This is a genomic window from Archaeoglobus fulgidus DSM 4304 (assembly GCF_000008665.1).
GTDB lineage: Archaea > Halobacteriota > Archaeoglobi > Archaeoglobales > Archaeoglobaceae > Archaeoglobus > Archaeoglobus fulgidus.
This window is the reverse complement of record NC_000917.1, coordinates 413,052-430,236: the sequence shown is the minus strand read 5'-3', so window position 1 is coordinate 430,236 and position 17,185 is coordinate 413,052. Positions and strand designations below refer to the sequence as shown.

The window sequence follows — 17,185 nt, the reverse complement described above, 5'->3', positions numbered from 1 at the left end:
ATGTACGCCGTTGTAGTTGACTTAAATCTCTGCAAGAAGTGCGGGATATGCAGTGAAATTTGTCCGAAGGGAGTTTTTGGTGAGGGTGGTAGCGTTTTGAACGGGAGAAAGTGTTCCGGATGCAGACTCTGCGAGCTTTACTGTCCTGATTTTGCGATAGAGGTTTTCAGGGTGGGTGGAGATGGAGCTGATTCAGGGGAATGAGGCTGCGGTGAGGGGAGCAATCAACGCCGGCTGCAACTTTTTTGCAGGTTATCCAATAACCCCCTCATCGGAAATAGCCCACGGAATGGCTGAGCTGCTACCAAAATTTGGTGGAGTTTTCATTCAGATGGAGGATGAGATTGCGAGCATCTCTGCGGTAATCGGTGCCTCAATGGCGGGTGCAGTTGCGATGACCGCCACCTCTGGGCCGGGATTCAGCCTGATGCAGGAAGGCATGGGCTACGCTGCCATAACAGAGTCACCGGTTGTGATTTTCAACGTCATGAGAGCTGGCCCGTCAACGGGGATTCCAACAGCCCCCTCTCAGGGGGACGCGATGCAGGCGAGGTATGGAAGTCACGGAGACTACCCCATCGTGGTTCTGGCTCCAGCATCTGTGAAGGACATGTACTACCTCACTGTGGAGGCCTTCAAAATCGCCTTCAGGTTTTCCACTCCAGTCATCGTGCTGAGCGATGAGATTGTTGGGCACATGAGGGAGAGCGTTGCCCTACCACCTCTCGGCGAGATTGAGAGCTACGAGAAGAGGGCGAAGAACCTGATTGATGGGAGGAGAAGGCACAGGACAGGACTGGTTCACACCGAAAACGGCCTTCCCACAACTGACCTTGAGGAGTATGAGAAGCTGTTGAGGCTGTTGTTTGCGAAATTTGATGATTTCAGGCCAATGGTAAGGTTTGAGGGGGAGGAGGGAGTTTTGTTTGTGGCCTACGGCTCCTCCTACAGGCTTGCTAAAAGCTCAGCGAAGCTTCTTGCGGAGAAAGGTGTATCTGCAGGAATCCTGAAGCTTGAGAGCCTCTTTCCCTTCCCGGAGGATGCTGTCAGAAGATACTCCAAAAAAGCAGACCTTGTGGTTGTGCCGGAGATGAATGCTGGGCAGGTTGTTAAGGAGGTTGAGAGGGTTTGCTGCTGCAGGGTTAAAGGTGTCTCGTACTTCGGCTCTCTGATTCTTCCGGAGAAGCTTGTAGAGATAGTGGAGGGGGAGCTATGAAGGCAGAGTATGCTGATTACCTGAGAACTGAGATGCTGCCGACGATATGGTGTGCAGGCTGCCCCAACGGCATAGTCCTCGCCTCATTCATCAGGGCCGTGAAGAGGGGTTTTGAGAGGGATAAGACAGTGGTTGTGAGCGGAATTGGCTGCAGTGGGAGAATAACGCAGTACCTTGATTTTGAGACGGTCCACACCACTCACGGCAGGGCTCTGGCCTTTGCTACAGGGATCAAGCTCGCCAAACCAGAGCTAAACGTGGTGGTTTTTATGGGAGATGGTGATGCGGTGGCGATTGGAGGTAACCACTTCATCCACGCCTGCAGGAGGAACATAGACCTCACTGCAGTTGTCATAAACAACTCCCTCTACGGAATGACTGGTGGGCAGCTTGCCCCGACAACTCCGGAAGGTGCAAAAACTAAAACCTCTCCCTACGGGAACGTTGAAAGACCCTTCGACATTGCAAAGCTTGCGATTGCAGCGGGAGCAAGTTACGTTGCGAGGTTCACGGCCTATCAGCCAAGATGGATAGAAAAGGCCATTTTTGAGGCCATGCAGCATCACGGCTTCAGTGTGGTTGAGGTGGTTACTGGCTGCCCGACTCATCAGCGTATAAAGCCTGCGGATTTGCTGAAACATCTGAAGGAGAACTTCAGAAGGAGGGACAACGTCTCTCTGGATGAAATTCAGCCCACTGATATTGGCGTTTTCAAAAAGGAGGTGATGGAGGAGTTTTGTGAAAAAATAGAGAAACTCAGGATGTACGTGAGAAAAGGAGAAAACAAAGAAAATGTTTAAATATTTTTGTTTCCAACAACAAATCATGAAAAAAGCTAGGTTGTGGAAAGTATTAGCGCTATTGTTCTTGGCGATCTCAATCGCCTTTAGCGGATGTACACAAACCGAAAAACCTACGGAAACAGCAGCTACGACCCCAACTACTCAACCTCCAGAAAAGGTTGAGTACAAAATAAAAATGACCACTGGTTCACCTACGGGAACTTATTACATAGCACTCACGTCCATTGCGAGTGTTGTGTCTAAATACAACCCAGATATTTACGCAACTGCAATTCCCGGTGGTGGTTCTGCCGCCAATGCAAGAGGCGTGGGTAGCGGTGAGGTTCCAATATCCTTGTCAACTTCAATGGTGGCCTACTTCGCATACACTGGAACTGGAACTTTTGAGGGAGAAAAATATCCCAAACTTAGAGCTATGGCCCCGGCTCACCCCTTAATCGTTAGCTTCATAGTTAAAGCGGACAGCGATATGAAAACCATCTACGACCTAAAAGGAAAGAGAGTGGCAATAGGTGAGGCAGGAAGTGGTGATGCAGTTGCTGCCGAGGTCGTTCTGAAAGAAGCGGGGATATGGGATGACATTATAAAAGTTAATGTTGGAGATCCAGAATCATGGAACATGGTTAAGCTCGGAACGGTTGACGCAGCTATCCACCACACTTCGTTGCCAAATCCAAACCTCTACGAGGAGTCTATGAGCACTCCGATTAGACTCTTGGAGATTCCCGATGAGTTGGCAGATAAGATCACAGAAAAGTATCCGTACTTCTCAAAGTATGTGGGCAAAAAGGACAGCTACAATGGAATGGACTCGGATGTCAAGGTTCTTGCAGCACCCGTGATTTTGATAACGAACGAGGATGTTCCAGAAGACTTAGTTTACAAGTTCACAAAGACGTACTGGGAGCATTTTGACGAGGTTAAAAAATCTGCCCCGTTCCTGGAGACTGTAAATAGAGATAATCCTATGGCTGGAATCTCAATTCCGCTGCATCCTGGGGCCTATAAGTACTGGACCGAAATAGGCGTGGAAGTTCCAGAAAAATTAAAACCGTAATTTTTTAAATTTTTTTATGGGGTGACCAATTATGGACCACTCAAATGTCAGTGACAGAGTGACGAATCTCATTTCCGCTGCATACGCCCTTTACATGATCGTATTTGCACTTGGTTTTTTCCTCGTTGTTGTTATGCTGTTAAGCAACTTTTTTGGCTTTTCAGTCCCCTCCTATCTGATTCTAACGCCTATGCAGCACATGGGCATGTTTTTGTCTGGGATTATACTAATAAGCTTTGTAACACACCCTCTACGTAAAAATGGGGCAAAATGGTACGACTGGTTGATGGGTATTGTAGGAGCTTCGGGCGGTTTGTACATTTTCTTTGTGTATCCGGAATTAATGCTAAGAATGGGCATTACAACGACAATAGACGTGGTATTTGGGCTAATAACAATTATTTTCCTTCTCGAAGCTGGTAGAAGGACGACTGGTGCTGCCCTTGCCGTATTAACCATGGTTTTCATTCTGATTGGTCTGTATGATGCGGGATTTGATATTTCGTCCTTGGTTACGAGAATATACCTTTACAATGTGGGAATATTCTCAACCCCATTTCAGGTAGCCACATTTATGATTTTCATCTTCATGTTTTTTGGAGCTTTGTTGTCAGAAATTGGTGTGGGCAAATTCTTCACAGATTTGGCATTTGCGTTAACCGGAGCGAGAAAAGGTGGACCTGCAAAGGTTGCAGTTGTTGCCAGCTCACTGCTCGGAACGATGAGCGGCTCTGCAACGGGAAATGTGGTCACCACTGGCACTTTTACAATACCACTGATGAAGAGAGCGGGATATAAACCAGAAACTGCTGGAGCAATAGAGGCCAGCGCCTCTACGGGTGGACAGCTGATGCCCCCGGTCCTTGGGTCGGCGGCCTTCATAATGCCGCTGTTTTTAGGTATCAGATACTGGGATGTTGTGGTAGCTTCCGTAATTCCAGCGCTGCTGTACTACTTTGCCCTTTACATCTTTGTTGACCAGGAAGCATCGAAGCAGAAAGCCTTTGGGGTGCCAAGAGAGCAGCTACCACCGCTGAGACCATTGCTTTTGAAGCTGTACTATCTCCTCCCACTGGTAGTTTTGGTTTCAGTCTTGTCGTCAGGTTACTCAGTAGAACATGCCGCAGTTGCATCGATAATGGCGGCGCTGTTTATTGAATGGTTCACGAGAGCGGGAATTAGAAAATTATTTGGAGTAATCTTTACAGTAATAATATTCGGCCTTGGATTTACGCTTGCCTCCTCAGGACTGGATATTTTCAGCATTCTCGTCGTCGTGGGGGCAATATCACTCTTCATCACAATGGGGATAGGGTTAGTACTCAAAGGAGCAAGAGAGATGACATCAATTATAGTCAGAAGTCTTGCAAGTAGCTTCAAATCAGTTACCCCAGTAGCAATAGCGTGTGCTCTTGCCGGAGTTATTGCGGGAGTTCTTGCGTACACCGGACTCGCATTAACTCTCAGTCAATTTCTTGTCGAAATTTCAGGGGGTAATATTGTAATTTTGCTAATTCTGGTTGTTGGAATAACGATTCTTCTTGGAATGGGGATGCCAACGCCAGCCGTCTACGTGTTGTGTGCAACCTCAGTTGCTCCTGCTCTCGTTGAAATGGGAATTCCACCAATAGCTGCGCACTTTTTCATATTCTATTTCGGAATCCTTGCACCACTAACACCTCCTGTTGCAATAACCGCATATGCTGGTGCGGCGGTCGCAAAGGCGGACTTCTGGAAGACTGGTATCGAAGCTTTCAGAATGGCCTTGATAGGGTGGTTTATCGCCTTTTCTTTCATCTCAAGACCGGAGATGCTGATTCTACCGATTGAATCTCTAGATTTATCTGCTATCTCTAATGTGGTATTTGGAGTGTTTGCATCAGTCTTGGCAGCTCTTTTGTCTGGTGGAGTCATATCAGGCTATCTCTTCGGTCATCTAAATGCTATGCAAAGAGTTTCTTTTGCGATAGCATTGATTTTACTTTTGATTTCCCTATTTTATACAGAGTACTTAATTTTAGTATCAGCACTCATCCTCGCTTTGCTGAACCCGGTAACTCTTAAATCTTTTAGAGGTAATAAATAAAGCAAAATTTTAAAGCATCAATTTTTTCCCATCAAACGCATTTAACAGCCAGAAGGTTGCTGCACTCGTGGTTCGAACCTGCATAAAAAAAGCATTTTACCTTTTCAACCATGCCGAGGGGGGGATTCGAACCCCCGACCTCCTGATTATGAGTCAGGCGCCCCAACCAGCTAGGCTACCTCGGCTCAATGCCATTTAGCCCAACTTGAATTAAAACTCTTTCGCTCAAAGCTCAAGTGCTCAAAGTTTTAAACACTCCCTCAGACTGTTAAAAATGGAGCTGCTCAGAGACATCAGCGAGGAGTTGAAAAGCTCGTACATTGACTATGCCATGAGCGTTATTGTTGGCAGGGCATTGCCAGACGTCAGGGACGGCCTTAAACCCGTTCAGCGACGCATTCTCTATGCCATGTACGAAATGGGGCTGTTCAGCAACCGCCCCTACAGGAAGTCAGCGAGAATAGTCGGAGAGGTTCTCGGTAAGTACCATCCTCACGGCGACTCGGCGGTTTACGATGCTCTCGTCAGAATGGCTCAGGACTTCGTCATGCGCTATCCTCTTGTGGATGGACAGGGCAACTTCGGAAGCATAGACGGCGATTCCCCAGCAGCGATGAGGTACACCGAGGCGAGGCTCACCAAGATTGCGGAGGAGATGCTGGCCGACATAGGCAAAAACACCGTTGATTTCATGCCGAACTTTGATGCCACTCTCAAAGAGCCTGTAGTTCTGCCCTCAAAAATCCCAAACCTTCTCATTAATGGATCAAGCGGTATCGCGGTGGGAATGGCCACGAACATGCCGCCCCACAATTTGGCTGAGGTGTGTGAGGGCATTATTGCCTACATCCAGAATCCCGAAATTTCCGTTGAGGAGCTGATGAAATACGTCAAAGGTCCCGACTTTCCGACTGGCGGCGTGATTGTTGGCGTGGATGGGATTAAAGAAGCCTACCTCACCGGCAGGGGAAAGATAACGGTGAGAGGGAAGGTTGAGGTTGAAAAGAACGCAATCATAATCAGAGAGGTTCCCTACATGGTCAACAAGGCCAAGCTGGTGGAAAGCATAGCTGAGCTTGCGAAGGACAGAATAGATGAGATAAGGACGATAAGGGATGAATCGGATAGGGAGGGAATCAGAGTTGTAATCGAGCTCAAATCCGGCTCAAATCCGGAAACGGTGATAAAGAAGCTGTATGCCTACTCAAACCTCCAGACTACATTCGGAATCATAAACCTCGCCCTTGTTGATAACGAGCCGAGAATTCTCAACCTGAAGGAGCTCATAGCACTGTTCGTTGACCACAGAAGGGAGATTATTAGGAGAAGAACGACCTATGACCTCGAAAAGGCACAGGAGAGGCTCCACATTGTTGAGGGTTTGAAGGTTGTTGTTGAAGACATTGACAACGCCATAAACCTGATTAAATCCTCATCTTCACCATCCGAGGCGAAAGGAAAGCTGATTGAGACATACTCCCTCTCCGAAAAGCAGGCGGATGCCGTGCTGCAAATGCGCCTGCAGAAGTTGACGGCAATGGAAATTGACGCTCTCCTTAAAGAGTACGAGAGCTTGAAAGAGAAAATCGCGGAGTACGAGTCAATTCTTGCCAGTCCCGAGAAAATAGATGCCATAATTGCAGACGAGGTTAGGGAAATCAGGGAAAAGTACGGGGATGAGAGAAGAACTGAGATTATCGGCCAGGTGGATGAAATATCAACGACCGACCTCATAGAGGAGGAAGAGAACGCTGTGCTGATTACAGCAGAAGGCTACGCGAAGCGCATGTCTCTGGAAGAGTTCAGGGTGCAGTCCAGAGGTGGAGTTGGCGTTATTGGAGCGAGCGTCTCTCCTGGAGATGAAATAGCCGTCTTTAGAATATGCAACTCAACCGACAGGCTCCTGATTTTCACCAACACCGGCAGGGCATTCTGGATTAACGCCTACGAAATTCCTAAAATGGACAGAACGGCCAGAGGCACCACCTTAAAGAGGTTGATAAGGCTCGAAAACGGTGAGAAGGTTGTATCCGCCTTAGGTGTTAAAGATTTCAACGGCAAGATTGCAGTTATCCTCTCACCTGATGGCTACATTAAGAAGGTCCCGCTGATTGAGTTCGAGAACGCCAAGAGGGCAGGAGTTAAGGCTTCAGCCGGGGAAATCCAGCAGGTCGAGCTTCTTGAGGGGGACAGCATTTTCATCGCCACAGCCAACGGGAATGTTGTGAGGCTGAGAGAGACTGACGTGCCCGAGTATGGAAGAAATGCAAAGGGCGTTATTGCGGTCAGGCTCAGAGATGGGGATAGGATAGCGTGGATGAGCGCTTCTGAAGGAGAGTACTTGCTGATGCTGACAGAAAGAGGATACGGAAAGAGATGCGATGTTAACGAGTTCAGGTTCATCGGCAGAGGCTCTATGGGAATGATTGGTTACAGAATTTCGGAAAAAACCGGTAAATTGGCGTTCATTTCTGCATGCAATGGTGAGGAAGTGTTTATCATGAGTGAGGACGGCTACTGCATAAGAATTGACTCCTCCACAATTCCAGTGCAGGGCAGATACTCCTCAGGAGTCGTGGTTGCGAGAAAGGGTGTGAAGAGAGTTGCATTAAAAAAGGTTAGAAAAGGTCCTTGAGGTCCCAGAGGAGCTTCGGATGCGCCTTTAGAAGCTCCTTGACTATCGCGGCAACGCTCATCTCCCTTAAATTTTTGCCCGCAATCGCCCCTGCAAGCTTGTTGAGGAGCGCATCATCCATGTCGATGAACTTGAGCTGCAGCTTCTTGTTTCTTCTCAGCTTTTTACCGAAGTCGTTTTTCCAGAGCTCATCATATCTTCTCAGGAAATCTGCCGAGAAATCGTTTTTCTGAACAGCCTCTGCCGCAACCTTTCCGGCGTAGTAGCCAGCAGACAGGGCGTTCGCAATCCCACCTCCCGTAATGGGGTCCGCATGATACGCAGCATCTCCAGCGAGCATTATGTTGTCCGCCACAGCTGTCTCGATTTCTCCGTAAACCGGCACAGCTCCGGCAACAAACTCAACTATCTTTCCCTCAATACCCTCTTTCTCGATGAATGCGTCAAGGTACTCCTTTGCAGTCCTTTCGGCCATTTTCGGCAGAACTCCTATACCCACATTTGCCGAACCGTTTCCCTTGGGGAAAATCCAGGCATAGCCGCCGGGAGCAAGCTCTCTCCCGAGGTAGAAGTACGTGTAGCTCTCATCGATATCGAGACCGGTCATGAGGTACTGAGCACAGCTCTCTACCTCATTAAGCTTGAGGGTCTTGATTATCCCAGCCTTTCTGCCAATCTTGCTCTCCACGCCGTCAGCTCCGATCAAAATTTTCGTCTCAACTTCCCAGTCTTCTCCGAGCCTCCTGAGCTTTACCTTCACCTTTCCATCTTTTCTCTCAAAATCGACCATTGCCGTCTTAACATAAACCTCCGCCCCAGCCTTTGCGGCAAGTCTGGCAACGTGGCGGTCGAAAATTTTCCTCTCAAGAACGTAACCAACCTCATTGCCAGCCATCTCCTCTGACATCACGATTTCGGTTTTGTTCGGGGCATAGATTTTCGCTCCGGTTACCTCGGCCGCAATCCACTTCTTGTCCACTTCGAAGAATTTCTCAATGCTCTCCCTGCTAATTCCCTCGGCGCATCTAACAGGCGTGCCAATCTCCTGCCTCTTTTCCACCAGAAGAACCTTCAAACCCTGCTCCGCAGCGGTTTTCGCTGCCATGCTTCCCGCTGGCCCGGCTCCAACAACCACAACGTCGTACATTAGTCCACCTCCACCATGGCCAAGGCTCCCATCGGACACATCTTCACGCAGATTCCGCAGCCGGTGCACCTGTCATCGTAAATCTCGAGAAAGGTTTCAACAAGCTCATTTGCATCTGCAGGACAGACGGCAACGCAGGCCCCGCAGTAAGCGCATTTTCTTCTGTCAACGATAGCCTTCCTTGCCATGGAAAAAGGAAAAAATGCAAATATATTTGCTTTTCGTTAGGACTCTTCCTTAATCTCCCTAACCTCTATCGTCTCCACCGGACAGTTAACCACGCAGAGACCGCATGCGGTGCAAGCTTCACTCACCCTTCCGACAGCTTTACCGTTGACAATCTCAATAGTGTTGCCGTTTTGACTGACCGGACAGATGCTTTCGCAGATACCGCAGCCGATGCAGATCTCACCCACTCTGATTTCCTTCTTTTTACTCCTTTCAGCCCTCTTGAACTCAATCTCTATGTCCTCCCTAAGCCTTCTGTCTATTTCGATGGCGTTGCCGGGACAGTACCTCTCGCACGTCCCGCAGAAGTTGCACCTGTCGCTGAAAACAACCCTCTTCTCCGGATCATAGGCATAGGATATTGCGTTGTTGGGGCAGATGTCTCTGCAAACCGTGCAGTCCTCGATGCACTTTTCTTTGCTCCACTTCTGCTCCCCTTCAAAGATTCTTTCAACCTTTATTGCGCCAGTTGGGCAAACCTCGGTGCACATTTTGCAGGTTGAGCATGAACCTTCGTCAACTATCACAGTTCCTATGACAGCCTCCTTCCTCTGCTCGAATATCCTGCAGGAGTCGCATCTCACTGTTATGACGTCCATCGGGCAAACCTTTGAACATATTTCACAGTATATACACTTGCTTTCGTCGATGACTGGCTTACCGTGGTAGATTTTGACTGCCTTAGTGGGGCAGTTCTCAACGCAAAGTCTGCACTCTATGCACCCCTAACCTATGCTTATCTCTCCTCTCCTCAGCTTCTTGAGGTCAACAGACCTGATAACCTTGATTGCATCTCTTGGGCAGGTTTTCATGCAGAGTGAGCATAAAATACAATCTTGAGGATTTACATCTACTTTCTTAAATCCCAACTCTTCTTTCAAAATTTCTGTATACACTCCACCTTCTTTACCGTTTCTGTAGAATTTAAGAGCCCCGAACTGACAGAAGTCGCTGCAGGTTCCGCAGACGGCACAGTTCTCGTTGATTTCCACTTCGAAGTCCTTTCCGTTTCTATATACGCTAATGGCTGACTTGGGGCAAACTGACTCGCACATTCCGCATCCAACGCATCTCTCTGCGCTGAAATACAGGTAATTCCCCCTCTCTTCATCTCTTGCAACCTCTATGATGCTACCACCTCCTTTTTTGCTGATGAAGTTAATGGTTTTATAAGCATTTTGGTTGATTTAGCTGTGATAGTATTGATACATATTGGTTTGTATGGTAAAGTTATTTAACCAACTCCTGATTTTCCCCATGGATTTGTGGGAATTCATAAAAGAGTACTACATCGACTCGATTGTTTACAAGGAAGGTTATAACATCGTGAATACGCTCACGTGGGCTGCAATTCTGATTGTTGCTGTCTACGCTCTCTACAGGTTCCTCGGAAAAAGGCTCGATTTTGATGAGAAGTTTGTTTACGCAAATATCCCCTACATTCTCCTTGGCTCTTCCGTGAGGGTTGTTGAGGATGCAGGATTTCTCACACCGCCCATCTCGTACATTTTCATGACTCCCTTCATCTACATCCTGATTTTTGCCATCGCCTTTCCCACCCTCTTGCTGTCGCTGAGATTTTACGGTGAGAAGTACTACAGGGTTTATGCTGTCGTAGGCCTCGTCCCTGCTGTCGGAGTTCTCATCCTGCTCTTCGCAAATCTGCCGGTCGTTAACTGGTGGGTTATTCCTGCAGGAGTTGGTCTTGCGGCAGCTTTTACAGCGGTTTTCTACGCAATCTCCTTAAAGCCGATGAAAAACGAGCTAAGCCTGCTTACGATGTTCTCTCACATGCTTGATGGCTTTGAAACCTTCTTCGGAATCAGCTACCTCGGTTACTGGGAGCTCCACGTCCTTCCGAGGTATCTGATTGATAAGTTCGGGCCAATATCTCTGCCTGCAGCTAAGTTTCTGGTTTTTTACGCCATCCTTTACCTTCTTGACACGTCAGAGGAGGATAAGAAGCTTAGAAACTACGTGAAGTTTGTTCTGGTTGTTCTTGGCTTAGCTCCGGGGCTTAGAGACGGAATAAGGATGATGTTCGGAACATGAAGGTCGTTTCGCTGCTCACGGACTTCGGGGACTTCTATCCGGGAGTGATGAAGGGAGTCATCCTCAGCCTCGCCCCGGAAGCGAGAATCGTTGATATTACTCATTCTGTGGAGCCGCAGAACATCCTGCAGGGGGCCTTCCTCCTCTACCACTCTTTCAGGTATTTCAGGAATGCTGTGCATGTAGCAGTGGTTGACCCCGGAGTTGGTAGCGAAAGAAGGGCTTTGGTGATTGAGGGGAAAAACCACTTCTTCGTAGGCCCCGATAACGGAATTCTCTATCCTTCAGCAGTTGAAGATGGAATTAAGGCTGCTTACTCCATCAAAGAGGAGATTTCAGAGCTCGTTGGAGAGCTTTCCTCCACCTTCCACGGCAGGGACATCTTCGCTCCAGCAGCAGCGATGGTGGTGAGGGGAGATTACACCTACTTTGAGGAAATTAACAAAGAGGAGCTGGAAAAGCTTGAACTCTTCGATTGCTCAATACAGGGCAATAAAGTTAGGTGCAGAGTTGTTTATGTCGACAGATTCGGGAATGTGGTGACAAATCTCAGGGAAGTGAAGGGGAAAGGATTTTACTTCAGAGGTGTTGAGTTTCCCTTTGTGAAAACGTACTCTGATGTTGATGTTGGGAAACCTCTCTCGCTGATCGGAAGCTTTGGCACCCTTGAGCTGAGCGTAAGGGAGGGCAGCGCTGCCGAGATGCTTGGAATTAAGAGGGGAGGGGGCTGGATAGAGCTGGAGGTTTTGTAAATGGATGAGAAAACTCTTGCCAAGATGATTGAAGCCGTGAACAAGCACATGCCCGAAAAGACGAGAAGCTTAGCGGAGATGCTGAAGGAAAAGGACCCAACCATCAGAGCGAAGGATGGAAATGAATACTACATTGAGAAGAGAGAGCTTGAGTTCATAGCCCAGCACGTGGACGAGCTTGACTGGCCGAGGTTCAGAATTCCCGTAATCCTTGAGATGAACGACATTGGAGGGGAGAGGGTTATTTACGTCAGAGATAAGCTTCATGCAGAGTTCATTAAAAGAGCCTTCGGCTTTGACAGAGTTCTCAACGGAATACTGACACTCTACATGTACGAGCTTCCGCAAATACGCCGTAAGCTGAGAACGGCAAGTCAGGTCATTTTCAGGATTTCCCTGAAGTAGTTTTTCTCGTAGAGAATCAGCAGCGCAGGGACTGCTGAGGTCGCTGCCAGAAGGCTGAAGATTATAGCTATGAATGCGAGAATTCCGAAGTTGCTCAAAACGGGGAAGGTGGAGAAGTAAAGGGCCCCAAACCCGCCCGCAGTTGTTAGGGCTGAGGTGAGGACAGCTTTTCCCGTTCTCTCAACTGTTCTCTTAACGGACTCCTCCACACCAAACTTCCCCCTCTCCTCGAAGTACCTTTCCGTGATGTGGATGGAGTAATCAATACCCATTCCCAGCACAATTGAGTTGAGGGCTATTGAAATGGTCGTCTGCTTAATCCCCATCAAAAGCATGCAGACGTTCATCGAAGCTACAGCCACAGAAATGCTGATGAGCGGTATGATGGCCCTCACAACAGAGCGGTAGGCGAGGAGAAGGAAAGTTACGATGAGCAGATACGCCACCAACGTCATGAGGTTGAGGCTGCTGAATAGAACCTCACTGAGATGGCCGAGGATGACGGGGAAGCCCGTTATGTAGTAATCCCCATCCCACTCCAGAAATCTCAAGTCATTTTCGATGCTCCGCATCATCTTCTCAACTTCCTCCTCCGTCTGCGTGTTGGTGTAGAAGTAGACTGCCAGCTGGTTCCCAGAAATAAACCTGCTGTAAATGCTTTTGGGAAGAGCATCAATAGCCTTCGAAAAACTCTCTGCAGGGATGGCACCGTAATACTCCTCCAAGGTCTTCCCGAGGGAGTCGTAGTCGTAAATCTCCTCCCTTGAGGAAATGTACTTGGCCAGCTCTTCAGCTTTCACAACACTTTCCGCATCAATTCTCTCTGTAGAAAGAACCAGAGCGTAGACGTACTGCGGGGAAACCTTTCTCTCAATCTCCTCGAACTTAACCAAAGCTGGAAGGTCTGGAGGAGCATACTTCCTCCTGTTCGTTTCAAGCTCAACGTGTGTGCTGGCATAAGCTCCGACAACAATCAGAATCAGAGTTAAAGCAAGAATTTTTCTCGAATTGGCTATTGTAACCTTGGCTATTGTCGTGAGAAGCTTTTCAAGAATTCCGGGGGAAATGGATTCCTCTCTCCCTCCTCTGTCGGAAAGCTTTAGCAGTGAAGGCAAGAAGGTGTTCGAAAGCAAAAAAGCGGTAATAAGACCAACTGAAAGGAGGAAGCTGAACCAGAAGAGCGAAGGAATTCCCGGAGCACACATCGATGCGAAGCCAATTACTGTTGTGGCCATGGCCATGAAAAGGGGGAACCTAGTGTGGTTTAATGCCTCCTCTAAGGCCTCATCAACCTCTCTCCCTCCCCTCCTCTCTTCCTCATAGCGGTTCTGAAGCTGGGCAGCGTAGTCAATGGCAAGACCGATTAGAATGGGGATTGTTGCGGAGTTGTACTCTGTCATCTGAAGCCCCAGAAGGGGCAGCAATCCAGCCATAACTGCAACGGACATCAGAGAAACAATTAAGGGAAACAAAACCGTGAGCTTGCTCCTCACGACCCCGCTGAAAACGGCAACTAGGACTGCAATCATCGTCACTGATGCTATGAAAAATGTGCGGTAAACATCCTCCTCAACGGCCTTAGCAATCTGGTACATCAGCACAGCCCCGCCCGTAACGTCAACAACAACTCCGGGCGGAGGAGAGACGAATTGCAGAATCCTCTCAATCTCCTCAGCAAGCTCCATTAGCCTGTCATTCTCCATGCTTTCAATTTGAACAGAAATCAGAGCAAAGCTCCTTTCAGGCAAAAGGGACTTGGCGAGCCTTTCAGCAGTTTCCCCAACGAGTTCTTCGCTGTCAGGAATATCTCCAAGCACATCACGAAGGATGGAGGCGGGAGAAGAGGTAGAAACAACGCCATCCCTCCCCTCAAGAACCTTCTGGAGGGAGAGCATGTACTCCATAACATCTCTGCTCAAAACGTCCTCAGCCTTCACGATGATGTAAACGTTTTCGGGAGTATAGCCAAAATCCTTGTAGTAAAGCTCATACTGCCTGTAAATCGCATCCCATGGAGGAAAGCTGTCTGCATAGTCAGCAGATCCAAATTCAAGGTTTTGGGCTGAGAAGATAAAGAAAGCGATTACAGACGAGATTAGAAGGATCGTAAGGAGCGGGCGTTCGACAGGGAGCATCAAAAGTGATTCGGAATCTCGGTAAAAAACTTTTTGAACATTCATTCTGAATTGCTGCCATGAGAGCAGGAGGAGCCGGAGAGCTTTTTGGAACCAATGGAGTTAGAGGGATTGCAAATTCCGAGCTTACAGCCGATATGGCTCTAAACCTTGGCAGGACCATTGGAACGCTAAGGCAGGGCAAGATAGCCATCGCATGCGACACGAGAATTTCAAGCTCAATGCTCAAATCTGCAGTTTCGGCTGGAATAATGTCCACTGGCAGTGATGTTGTTGACATCGGCATTGCCCCCACACCGGCCCTTCAGTATTACGTGAAGGAGACGGACTGCTCAGCAGGGGTTATAGTGACTGCAAGCCACAATCCGAGAGAGTATAACGGCATCAAGTTCGTTCAGGAGAATGGGGTGGAGTTCTACAGGGAGATGGACGAGGAGAGCGAGAGAGTTTACATGAGCAAGAAGTTCAGGATCGCAGAATGGAGCGAGGTGGGGCAGCTTTACCAAGACAATTCGGGGCTGAGGAAGTACATAGAGGCCATCATCAACTCAGTTGAGCTTGACAAATCCTACAGGGTTGCCGTTGACTGTGGAAACGGAGCTGGCTGCTTCACCACTCCCGAAATTCTGAAGGAGCTTGGCTGCGACGTTTATGGAATAAACTGCAACCCCGACGGCAGATTCCCCGCAAGAAATCCCGAGCCTGTAGAGGCTTCGCTGGATTTGCTGAAGAAGGCTGTTGTTGACTTCAGGGCAGATTTCGGCGTTGCTCACGATGGAGATGCTGATAGAGCGGTTTTTGTTGACGAGAAGGGAAACTTCGTCAATGAGGATGTGATGCTCGCTCTCATGGCAAAGCACTACGTTGAGAAGAATGGAGGGGGGTTGGTGGTAACTCCAGTCTCATCCTCAAAATGCGTTGAAGATGCGGTTAAGATGGCTGGTGGAGAGATTATTTACACCGCCGTAGGCTCGCCAGTGGTTGCAAAGGTGATGATTGAAAAGGAAGCTGTTTTCGGCGGAGAGGGAAATGGTGGGCTGATTTTCCCAGAGCATCTCATTGCGAGAGATGGGGGGATGAGCGTTGCAAAGGTTCTGGAGCTTCTTGATGAGAAAAGAAAGAGGTTGAGCGAGCTTGCGGCTGAGATTCCAAGATACCACATTGTAAAAGGCAAAGTGGAGTGCAGGGAGAAGAAGAGACTGCTTGAAGGGCTGAAGGAGGAGTTTCCCGAAGCCAATCACATCGATGGAGCGAGGATTGACTTCGAGGACGGGTGGGTTTTAATTCGCCCCTCAGGGACTGAGCCCATTGCAAGGGTTTATGCGGAAGCAAAAACTGAGGATAGGGCGAGGGAGCTTTACGAGCTGGGATTGAGGGCGATAAAAAAGATTTTAGGCTAAGAGGCTCTGGAACTTTCTTGCCATCCTTATGCCCTTTATTTTTAGCTTTCCGGTGGCTAAAAGCTTTAGAGTTTTCAGCATTCCCGCCTTTCCCGTTGCGAGGGAGTTGATGGTCTCAAAGTCGGAAGAGATGATAGAGAATTTCCCTTTTGCGGGCATTCCGTTGTAAACCGTTATCCTGCCCTTATTAAACTCAACCGTTGCCGCTGCGTTCATGTCTGTAACCTCAACAACCAGATTGCCCTCCAAATCCCTCACAAGGTTTCCTTTGGAGGGGTTTTTTGTGAGAGCCTGGTCGATGAGCTGTCCGAGTATCATCGCAAAGCCCTGGTTCTCGTAGGTAACCTCCACAGGCTGAAGTGAAGCTTCGTACTTCTCAAGGAACGCGTCGCTTCCAACCTTGAACACCGCTGCAAAGAAGCCGAAGAACATGATAAACAGACCTGCAAACCCTGCAAGGAATGCGAGAATCCTGACGCCTGTGAGGAACATGAATACTCCACCAGTAACCAGCAGGGCTCCTATAACAACCCACAGCAGTCCGAACAGAAAGGCCTTAACCGCAAGCCTGAACGCTGAACCCCACTTCATATACGGATTGATGATGATGATTTTTTAAAGTTTTCTATGTTATTTCCAGCCAGAGTAGAAGGGTATCAGTATTGGGGATTGTTGTTGCAAAATAGTTTCCATGCTGGTGTAGCTCCGCCAACCGACCCGGGATCATGCTTCTCACCCGGGCGTGAGGGGCGGAGCTATTGTTGTTTAGTTTAAAACTTAATTAAGTTTTTTGGTCCTTGAGGGAGGAGAGCGTGATTTCAACCGCCCTGCTGACTATTTCCATGCATTTCCTTCTCTGCTCCACAGACACGAGGTCGAGGTTCGGATTTAAATCCCCGCAATTTGGGCTTCCATTTAACTCAACAAACTTTCTGTAAATTCCAGCGCATTTGGCATAGACGGGCATGTACCTTTCCAGCGGGTTCTGGATTTTCCTTCTGTCCCCCATCATTTTCATAGTGTAAAGACTTGCTGCTGCTATGGAGCCCCACAAGGCCCCGCAGATGTGTCCCGACCCCGAGATTCCACCGGCGAAGCCGATAGCCATGTTTTTCATGTCCTCGTTGAGACTGATATTCAGAGCTTCGGCAAGGGCAACAAAGGAAGAATAGGCACAGTTCCTCGTTTCGTTGAGAAGCTCTATCGACCTTCTCTTCGCTTTCTCAGCCTCTTCCATGCTGAACAATGTATTTTTCAGTAATATTTTTC

16 protein-coding genes, 1 tRNA gene and 1 pseudogene are annotated in these 17,185 nt (G+C 48.4%); 10 read left to right on the top strand and 8 right to left on the bottom strand.

Translation table 11 applies throughout. The features are described 5' to 3' along the window. From AF_RS02395 to AF_RS02375, 5 genes are read left to right on the top strand one after another with little or no spacing between them, the layout of a single operon-like run. The gene (locus tag AF_RS02395; protein ID WP_010877977.1) at positions 1–204 is read left to right on the top strand and encodes a 4Fe-4S dicluster domain-containing protein; all 204 of its coding nucleotides are present in this window, start codon (positions 1–3) and stop codon (positions 202–204) included. Then, on the top strand, positions 182–1,216 hold the full coding sequence (locus AF_RS02390; RefSeq protein WP_048064242.1) for a transketolase C-terminal domain-containing protein: 1,035 nt from the start codon (positions 182–184) through the stop codon (positions 1,214–1,216). Before AF_RS02395 ends, AF_RS02390 begins: the two co-directional genes overlap by 23 nt. Further along, positions 1,213–2,016, top strand: coding sequence for a 2-oxoacid:ferredoxin oxidoreductase subunit beta (locus AF_RS02385; protein ID WP_010877975.1), 804 nt, complete (start codon positions 1,213–1,215; stop codon positions 2,014–2,016). Before AF_RS02390 ends, AF_RS02385 begins: the two co-directional genes overlap by 4 nt. Positions 2,017–2,041: 25 nt before the next feature. Beyond that, complete coding sequence (locus AF_RS02380) at positions 2,042–3,076, top strand: TAXI family TRAP transporter solute-binding subunit (protein ID WP_048064624.1); 1,035 nt, start codon at positions 2,042–2,044, stop codon at positions 3,074–3,076. Positions 3,077–3,107: 31 nt separating this feature from the next. Then, a complete protein-coding gene (locus tag AF_RS02375) occupies positions 3,108–5,162 on the top strand; it encodes a TRAP transporter permease (protein WP_010877973.1) in 2,055 nt (684 codons plus the stop codon). Between the two features lie 111 nt (positions 5,163–5,273). Here the strand turns inward: AF_RS02375 and AF_RS02370 are convergent. Next, positions 5,274–5,347 (bottom strand) — tRNA-Met (locus tag AF_RS02370). Between the two features lie 89 nt (positions 5,348–5,436). On the opposite strand from AF_RS02370, the gene gyrA reads away from it, so the two are divergent. Further along, complete coding sequence (gyrA, locus tag AF_RS02365; protein WP_010877972.1) at positions 5,437–7,797, top strand: DNA gyrase subunit A; 2,361 nt, start codon at positions 5,437–5,439, stop codon at positions 7,795–7,797. On the opposite strand, the gene AF_RS02360 is transcribed toward gyrA, so the two are convergent. The 4 genes and pseudogenes from AF_RS02360 to AF_RS02345 all read right to left on the bottom strand — a co-directional run bounded on the left by AF_RS02360 (position 7,781) and on the right by AF_RS02345 (position 10,299). Continuing rightward, on the bottom strand, positions 7,781–8,944 hold the full coding sequence (locus AF_RS02360) for a digeranylgeranylglycerophospholipid reductase (protein WP_048064241.1): 1,164 nt from the start codon (positions 8,942–8,944) through the stop codon (positions 7,781–7,783). The genes gyrA and AF_RS02360 overlap by 17 nt on opposite strands. Further along, positions 8,944–9,132: a DUF362 domain-containing protein gene (locus AF_RS02355; protein WP_048064240.1), complete on the bottom strand. Its 189-nt coding sequence runs from the start codon at positions 9,130–9,132 to the stop codon at positions 8,944–8,946. The genes AF_RS02360 and AF_RS02355 overlap by 1 nt, the downstream gene beginning before the upstream one ends. A 36-nt stretch (positions 9,133–9,168) precedes the next feature. Beyond that, positions 9,169–9,894 (bottom strand): annotated as a pseudogene (locus AF_RS02350) (4Fe-4S binding protein); the annotation flags it as partial. Positions 9,895–9,897: 3 nt separating this feature from the next. Then, positions 9,898–10,299 (bottom strand): 4Fe-4S binding protein, encoded by a 402-nt coding sequence (locus AF_RS02345; protein WP_280097473.1) that lies wholly within the window; start codon positions 10,297–10,299, stop codon positions 9,898–9,900. A gap of 130 nt (positions 10,300–10,429) precedes the next feature. On the opposite strand from AF_RS02345, the gene AF_RS02340 reads away from it, so the two are divergent. Genes AF_RS02340 through AF_RS02330 form a run of 3 tightly spaced genes read left to right on the top strand, consistent with a single transcriptional unit; the run spans position 10,430 to position 12,381 of the window. Then, on the top strand, positions 10,430–11,224 hold the full coding sequence (locus tag AF_RS02340; RefSeq protein WP_048064238.1) for a DUF63 family protein: 795 nt from the start codon (positions 10,430–10,432) through the stop codon (positions 11,222–11,224). Further along, positions 11,221–11,976 carry an SAM hydrolase/SAM-dependent halogenase family protein gene (locus AF_RS02335; RefSeq protein ID WP_010877968.1) on the top strand — a complete coding sequence of 252 codons (756 nt, stop codon included), beginning with the start codon at positions 11,221–11,223 and terminating at the stop codon, positions 11,974–11,976. Before AF_RS02340 ends, AF_RS02335 begins: the two co-directional genes overlap by 4 nt. Then, positions 11,977–12,381: a DUF61 family protein gene (locus tag AF_RS02330; RefSeq protein ID WP_010877967.1), complete on the top strand. Its 405-nt coding sequence runs from the start codon at positions 11,977–11,979 to the stop codon at positions 12,379–12,381. Here AF_RS02330 and AF_RS02325 read toward each other — a convergent pair. After that, positions 12,351–14,516, bottom strand: coding sequence for an efflux RND transporter permease subunit (locus AF_RS02325; protein ID WP_048064237.1), 2,166 nt, complete (start codon positions 14,514–14,516; stop codon positions 12,351–12,353). The genes AF_RS02330 and AF_RS02325 overlap by 31 nt on opposite strands. 59 nt (positions 14,517–14,575) lie before the next feature. Here AF_RS02325 and glmM point away from each other — a divergent pair, with 59 nt between their 5' ends. Then, positions 14,576–15,916 carry a phosphoglucosamine mutase gene (gene glmM / locus AF_RS02320; RefSeq protein ID WP_010877965.1) on the top strand — a complete coding sequence of 447 codons (1,341 nt, stop codon included), beginning with the start codon at positions 14,576–14,578 and terminating at the stop codon, positions 15,914–15,916. Here glmM and AF_RS02315 read toward each other — a convergent pair. Together AF_RS02315 and AF_RS02310 are read right to left on the bottom strand one after the other, a co-directional pair. After that, the gene (locus AF_RS02315; protein WP_010877964.1) at positions 15,908–16,507 is read right to left on the bottom strand and encodes an SCP2 sterol-binding domain-containing protein; all 600 of its coding nucleotides are present in this window, start codon (positions 16,505–16,507) and stop codon (positions 15,908–15,910) included. The two genes, glmM and AF_RS02315, sit on opposite strands and share 9 nt — an antisense overlap. A gap of 190 nt (positions 16,508–16,697) precedes the next feature. Further along, positions 16,698–17,153, bottom strand: coding sequence for a C-GCAxxG-C-C family protein (locus tag AF_RS02310; protein ID WP_010877963.1), 456 nt, complete (start codon positions 17,151–17,153; stop codon positions 16,698–16,700). Between the last annotated feature and the right edge of the window lie 32 nt (positions 17,154–17,185).

Excerpts from the sequence above, each read along its gene's own strand:
- AF_RS02380 (WP_048064624.1), top strand. The coding sequence starts at position 2,042 with ATGAAAAAAGCTAGGTTGTGGAAAGTATTAGCGCTATTGTTCTTGGCG.
- AF_RS02340 (WP_048064238.1), top strand. The coding sequence starts at position 10,430 with ATGGATTTGTGGGAATTCATAAAAGAGTACTACATCGACTCGATTGTT.
- AF_RS02375 (WP_010877973.1), top strand. The coding sequence starts at position 3,108 with ATGGACCACTCAAATGTCAGTGACAGAGTGACGAATCTCATTTCCGCT.
- AF_RS02355 (WP_048064240.1), bottom strand. The coding sequence starts at position 9,132 with ATGGCAAGGAAGGCTATCGTTGACAGAAGAAAATGCGCTTACTGCGGG.
- AF_RS02385 (WP_010877975.1), top strand. The coding sequence starts at position 1,213 with ATGAAGGCAGAGTATGCTGATTACCTGAGAACTGAGATGCTGCCGACG.
- AF_RS02395 (WP_010877977.1), top strand. The coding sequence starts at position 1 with ATGTACGCCGTTGTAGTTGACTTAAATCTCTGCAAGAAGTGCGGGATA.
- AF_RS02330 (WP_010877967.1), top strand. The coding sequence starts at position 11,977 with ATGGATGAGAAAACTCTTGCCAAGATGATTGAAGCCGTGAACAAGCAC.
- AF_RS02315 (WP_010877964.1), bottom strand. The coding sequence starts at position 16,507 with ATGAAGTGGGGTTCAGCGTTCAGGCTTGCGGTTAAGGCCTTTCTGTTC.
- AF_RS02335 (WP_010877968.1), top strand. The coding sequence starts at position 11,221 with ATGAAGGTCGTTTCGCTGCTCACGGACTTCGGGGACTTCTATCCGGGA.
- gyrA (WP_010877972.1), top strand. The coding sequence starts at position 5,437 with ATGGAGCTGCTCAGAGACATCAGCGAGGAGTTGAAAAGCTCGTACATT.
- AF_RS02325 (WP_048064237.1), bottom strand. The coding sequence starts at position 14,516 with ATGCTCCCTGTCGAACGCCCGCTCCTTACGATCCTTCTAATCTCGTCT.
- glmM (WP_010877965.1), top strand. The coding sequence starts at position 14,576 with ATGAGAGCAGGAGGAGCCGGAGAGCTTTTTGGAACCAATGGAGTTAGA.
- AF_RS02360 (WP_048064241.1), bottom strand. The coding sequence starts at position 8,944 with ATGTACGACGTTGTGGTTGTTGGAGCCGGGCCAGCGGGAAGCATGGCA.
- AF_RS02390 (WP_048064242.1), top strand. The coding sequence starts at position 182 with ATGGAGCTGATTCAGGGGAATGAGGCTGCGGTGAGGGGAGCAATCAAC.
- AF_RS02310 (WP_010877963.1), bottom strand. The coding sequence starts at position 17,153 with ATGGAAGAGGCTGAGAAAGCGAAGAGAAGGTCGATAGAGCTTCTCAAC.